We start from the raw sequence: 5,484 nt of genomic DNA on the forward strand, positions 1-5,484 counted from the left end.
ATTGATTAATCGAAATAATTTTCATTGATTGATTGGTTTAAATTACTCGAAGTTTATTTGAGCGAAATTTAAGTCAGTAATTGATGAGCCAGAATTGGTACCTTGTCTTTAAATAAGGTACAAAATGATTTTAACTGAAGAGTTTGATCATGGCTCAGATTGAACGCTGGCGGCAGGCTTAACACATGCAAGTCGAGCGGAGAGAGGTAGCTTGCTACTGATCTTAGCGGCGGACGGGTGAGTAATGCTTAGGAATCTGCCTATTAGTGGGGGACAACATTTCGAAAGGAATGCTAATACCGCATACGTCCTACGGGAGAAAGCAGGGGATCTTCGGACCTTGCGCTAATAGATGAGCCTAAGTCGGATTAGCTAGTTGGTGGGGTAAAGGCCTACCAAGGCGACGATCTGTAGCGGGTCTGAGAGGATGATCCGCCACACTGGGACTGAGACACGGCCCAGACTCCTACGGGAGGCAGCAGTGGGGAATATTGGACAATGGGCGCAAGCCTGATCCAGCCATGCCGCGTGTGTGAAGAAGGCCTTATGGTTGTAAAGCACTTTAAGCGAGGAGGAGGCTACTTTAGTTAATACCTAGAGATAGTGGACGTTACTCGCAGAATAAGCACCGGCTAACTCTGTGCCAGCAGCCGCGGTAATACAGAGGGTGCAAGCGTTAATCGGATTTACTGGGCGTAAAGCGCGCGTAGGCGGCTAATTAAGTCAAATGTGAAATCCCCGAGCTTAACTTGGGAATTGCATTCGATACTGGTTAGCTAGAGTGTGGGAGAGGATGGTAGAATTCCAGGTGTAGCGGTGAAATGCGTAGAGATCTGGAGGAATACCGATGGCGAAGGCAGCCATCTGGCCTAACACTGACGCTGAGGTGCGAAAGCATGGGGAGCAAACAGGATTAGATACCCTGGTAGTCCATGCCGTAAACGATGTCTACTAGCCGTTGGGGCCTTTGAGGCTTTAGTGGCGCAGCTAACGCGATAAGTAGACCGCCTGGGGAGTACGGTCGCAAGACTAAAACTCAAATGAATTGACGGGGGCCCGCACAAGCGGTGGAGCATGTGGTTTAATTCGATGCAACGCGAAGAACCTTACCTGGCCTTGACATAGTAAGAACTTTCCAGAGATGGATTGGTGCCTTCGGGAACTTACATACAGGTGCTGCATGGCTGTCGTCAGCTCGTGTCGTGAGATGTTGGGTTAAGTCCCGCAACGAGCGCAACCCTTTTCCTTATTTGCCAGCGAGTAATGTCGGGAACTTTAAGGATACTGCCAGTGACAAACTGGAGGAAGGCGGGGACGACGTCAAGTCATCATGGCCCTTACGGCCAGGGCTACACACGTGCTACAATGGTCGGTACAAAGGGTTGCTACCTAGCGATAGGATGCTAATCTCAAAAAGCCGATCGTAGTCCGGATTGGAGTCTGCAACTCGACTCCATGAAGTCGGAATCGCTAGTAATCGCGGATCAGAATGCCGCGGTGAATACGTTCCCGGGCCTTGTACACACCGCCCGTCACACCATGGGAGTTTGTTGCACCAGAAGTAGCTAGCCTAACTGCAAAGAGGGCGGTTACCACGGTGTGGCCGATGACTGGGGTGAAGTCGTAACAAGGTAGCCGTAGGGGAACCTGCGGCTGGATCACCTCCTTAACGAAAGATTGACGATTGGTAAGAATCCACAACAAGTTGTTCTTCATAGATGTATCTGAGGGTCTGTAGCTCAGTTGGTTAGAGCACACGCTTGATAAGCGTGGGGTCACAAGTTCAAGTCTTGTCAGACCCACCATGACTTTGACTGGTTAAAGTTATAGATAAAAGATACATGACTGATGATGTAAGCTGGGGACTTAGCTTAGTTGGTAGAGCGCCTGCTTTGCACGCAGGAGGTCAGGAGTTCGACTCTCCTAGTCTCCACCAGAACTTAAGAGAAGTTCGGATTACAGAAATTAGTAAATAGAGATTTCGGTCTTGGTTTATTAACTTCTGTGATTTAAGTATCACGGTATTAAGCATGACCTGACGAAGGCGTGTTTATTCATTAACAGATTGGCAAAATTGAGTCTGAAATAAATTGTTCACTCAAGAGTTTAGATTAAGCAATTAATCTAGATGAATTGAGAACTAGCAAATTAACTGAATCAAGCGTTTTGGTATATGAATTTAGATTGAAGCTGTACAGTGTTTAAGTACACAGACAACAGATAGTAGCGATGAAGAATCGCACGGACAACACTCACTTGTAGGTGTTGACGACTGTTTGGGGTTGTATAGTCAAGTAATTAAGTGCATGTGGTGGATGCCTTGGCAGTCAGAGGCGATGAAAGACGTGATAGCCTGCGAAAAGCTCCGGGGAGGCGGCAAATATCCTTTGATCCGGAGATTTCTGAATGGGGGAACCCACCTACTTTAAGGTAGGTATTGCAACATGAATACATAGTGTTGCAAGGCGAACGAGGGGAAGTGAAACATCTCAGTACCCTTAGGAAAAGAAATCAATTGAGATTCCCTCAGTAGCGGCGAGCGAACGGGGATCAGCCCATTAAGTTATGTGTGTTTTAGTGGAACGCTCTGGGAAGTGCGAACGTAGAGGGTGATATTCCCGTACACGAAAGGGCACACATAATGATGACGAGTAGGGCGAGGCACGTGAAACCTTGTCTGAATATGGGGGGACCATCCTCCAAGGCTAAATACTCCTGACTGACCGATAGTGAACCAGTACCGTGAGGGAAAGGCGAAAAGAACCCCTGTGAGGGGAGTGAAATAGATCCTGAAACCGCATGCATACAAGCAGTGGGAGCACCTTCGTGGTGTGACTGCGTACCTTTTGTATAATGGGTCAGCGACTTATATTCAGTAGCGAGGTTAACCGTATAGGGGAGCCGTAGAGAAATCGAGTCTTAATAGGGCGTTTAGTTGCTGGGTATAGACCCGAAACCAGGCGATCTATCCATGAGCAGGTTGAAGGTTGGGTAACACTAACTGGAGGACCGAACCCACTGTCGTTGAAAAGCCAGGGGATGACTTGTGGATAGGGGTGAAAGGCTAATCAAGCCTGGTGATAGCTGGTTCTCCCCGAAAGCTATTTAGGTAGCGCCTCGGACGAATACCATAGGGGGTAGAGCACTGTTTCGGCTAGGGGGTCATCCCGACTTACCAAACCGATGCAAACTCCGAATACCTATGAGTACTATCCGGGAGACAGACTGCGGGTGCTAACGTCCGTAGTCAAGAGGAAAACAATCCAGACCGCCAGCTAAGGCCCCAAAATCATAGTTAAGTGGGAAACGATGTGGGAAGGCATAGACAGCTAGGAGGTTGGCTTAGAAGCAGCCACCCTTTAAAGAAAGCGTAATAGCTCACTAGTCGAGTCGGCCTGCGCGGAAGATGTAACGGGGCTAAAACTATGTGCCGAAGCTGCGGATTTGACATTAGTCAAGTGGTAGGGGAGCGTTCTGTAAGCCGATGAAGGTGTATTGAGAAGTATGCTGGAGGTATCAGAAGTGCGAATGCTGACGTGAGTAACGACAAAACGGGTGAAAAACCCGTTCGCCGAAAGACCAAGGGTTCCAGTCCAACGTTAATCGGGGCTGGGTGAGTCGACCCCTAAGGCGAGGCCGAAAGGCGTAGTCGATGGGAAATTGGTTAATATTCCAATACTTCTGTGTAATGCGATGAGAGGACGGAGAAGGTTAAGTCAGCCTGGCGTTGGTTGTCCAGGTGGAAGGATGTAGGTATGTATCTTAGGCAAATCCGGGGTACTCTATACTGAGATCCGATAGCAAGCTGTACTTGTACAGTGAAGTGGCTGATACCATGCTTCCAGGAAAAGTCTCTAAGCTTCAGTTACACAGGAATCGTACCCGAAACCGACACAGGTGGTCAGGTCGAGTAGACCAAGGCGCTTGAGAGAACTCTGCTGAAGGAACTAGGCAAAATGGTACCGTAACTTCGGGAGAAGGTACGCTGTTGTTGGTGATGGAACTTGCTTCCTGAGCTGACGACAGCCGCAGAAACCAGGCCGCTGCAACTGTTTATTAAAAACATAGCACTCTGCAAACACGAAAGTGGACGTATAGGGTGTGATGCCTGCCCGGTGCTGGAAGGTTAATTGATGGGGTTAGCGTAAGCGAAGCTCTTGATCGAAGCCCCAGTAAACGGCGGCCGTAACTATAACGGTCCTAAGGTAGCGAAATTCCTTGTCGGGTAAGTTCCGACCTGCACGAATGGCATAATGATGGCGGCGCTGTCTCCAGCAGAGGCTCAGTGAAATCGAAATCGCTGTGAAGATGCAGTGTACCCGCGGCTAGACGGAAAGACCCCGTGAACCTTTACTGCAGCTTGACACTGAACTTTGACCTTACTTGTGTAGGATAGGTGGGAGGCTTTGAAGTTGGAACGCTAGTTCCAATGGAGCCGTCCTTGAAATACCACCCTGGTAATGTTGAGGTTCTAACTCTGTCCCGTTATCCGGGACGAGGACCGTGTCTGGTGGGTAGTTTGACTGGGGCGGTCTCCTCCTAAAGAGTAACGGAGGAGTACGAAGGTGCGCTCAGCGTGGTCGGAAATCACGCGTAGAGTATAAAGGCAAAAGCGCGCTTAACTGCGAGACCCACAAGTCGAGCAGGTACGAAAGTAGGTCTTAGTGATCCGGTGGTTCTGTATGGAAGGGCCATCGCTCAACGGATAAAAGGTACTCTGGGGATAACAGGCTGATACCGCCCAAGAGTTCATATCGACGGCGGTGTTTGGCACCTCGATGTCGGCTCATCTCATCCTGGGGCTGAAGCAGGTCCCAAGGGTATGGCTGTTCGCCATTTAAAGAGGTACGCGAGCTGGGTTTAGAACGTCGTGAGACAGTTCGGTCCCTATCTACCGTGGGCGCTGGAAATTTGAGAGGATCTGCTCCTAGTACGAGAGGACCAGAGTGGACGAACCTCTGGTGTACCGGTTGTGACGCCAGTCGCATCGCCGGGTAGCTATGTTCGGAAGGGATAACCGCTGAAAGCATCTAAGCGGGAAGCCTACCTCAAGATAAGATTTCCCTAGGAATTTATTCCTCTAAAGAGCCGTTCGAGACTAGGACGTTGATAGGTTGGATGTGGAAGCATAGTGATATGTGAAGCTGACCAATACTAATTGCTCGTGAGGCTTGACTATACAACACCCAAGCAGTTGTATATGAAGCATCAATCGATTCATAATCATGCAAAGCAACTTGATTTAGTTAAACACTTAGCTAAAATGAACAAAATCAGATCCAATCAGCCCATCTGTAAAGATTTGGAAAACGCAACGTATCACACAGTGAATAAAACGAAGCAAGTATCCATAAACAGTTGTGCTGGCGACCATAGCAAGAGTGAACCACCTGATCCCTTCCCGAACTCAGAAGTGAAACCTCTTAGCGCTGATGGTAGTGTGGGGTTACCCATGTGAGAGTAAGTCATCGCCAGCTCATTATT

The 5,484-nt window shown here is 48.8% G+C and carries 2 tRNA genes and 3 rRNA genes; all 5 read left to right on the forward strand.

What is annotated here, in order from left to right:
- Positions 1–131: 131 nt before the first annotated feature.
- The 5 genes from JGE69_RS17935 (at position 132) to rrf (ending at position 5,477) form a co-directional block, all read left to right on the forward strand.
- A 16S ribosomal RNA gene (locus JGE69_RS17935) occupies positions 132–1,669 on the forward strand.
- A gap of 59 nt (positions 1,670–1,728) precedes the next feature.
- A tRNA-Ile gene (locus JGE69_RS17940) sits at positions 1,729–1,805 on the forward strand.
- 55 nt (positions 1,806–1,860) lie between these two features.
- A tRNA-Ala gene (locus JGE69_RS17945) sits at positions 1,861–1,936 on the forward strand.
- A 352-nt stretch (positions 1,937–2,288) separates the two neighbouring features.
- Positions 2,289–5,179, forward strand: a 23S ribosomal RNA gene (locus JGE69_RS17950).
- A 183-nt stretch (positions 5,180–5,362) separates the two neighbouring features.
- Positions 5,363–5,477, forward strand: a 5S ribosomal RNA gene (rrf, locus tag JGE69_RS17955).
- Together the 16S, 23S and 5S rRNA genes with 2 tRNA genes alongside form the textbook arrangement of a ribosomal RNA operon.
- Positions 5,478–5,484: the final 7 nt, after the last annotated feature.

This window comes from Acinetobacter sp. C13 (assembly GCF_016809775.1).
Lineage (GTDB): Bacteria > Pseudomonadota > Gammaproteobacteria > Pseudomonadales > Moraxellaceae > Acinetobacter > Acinetobacter pittii.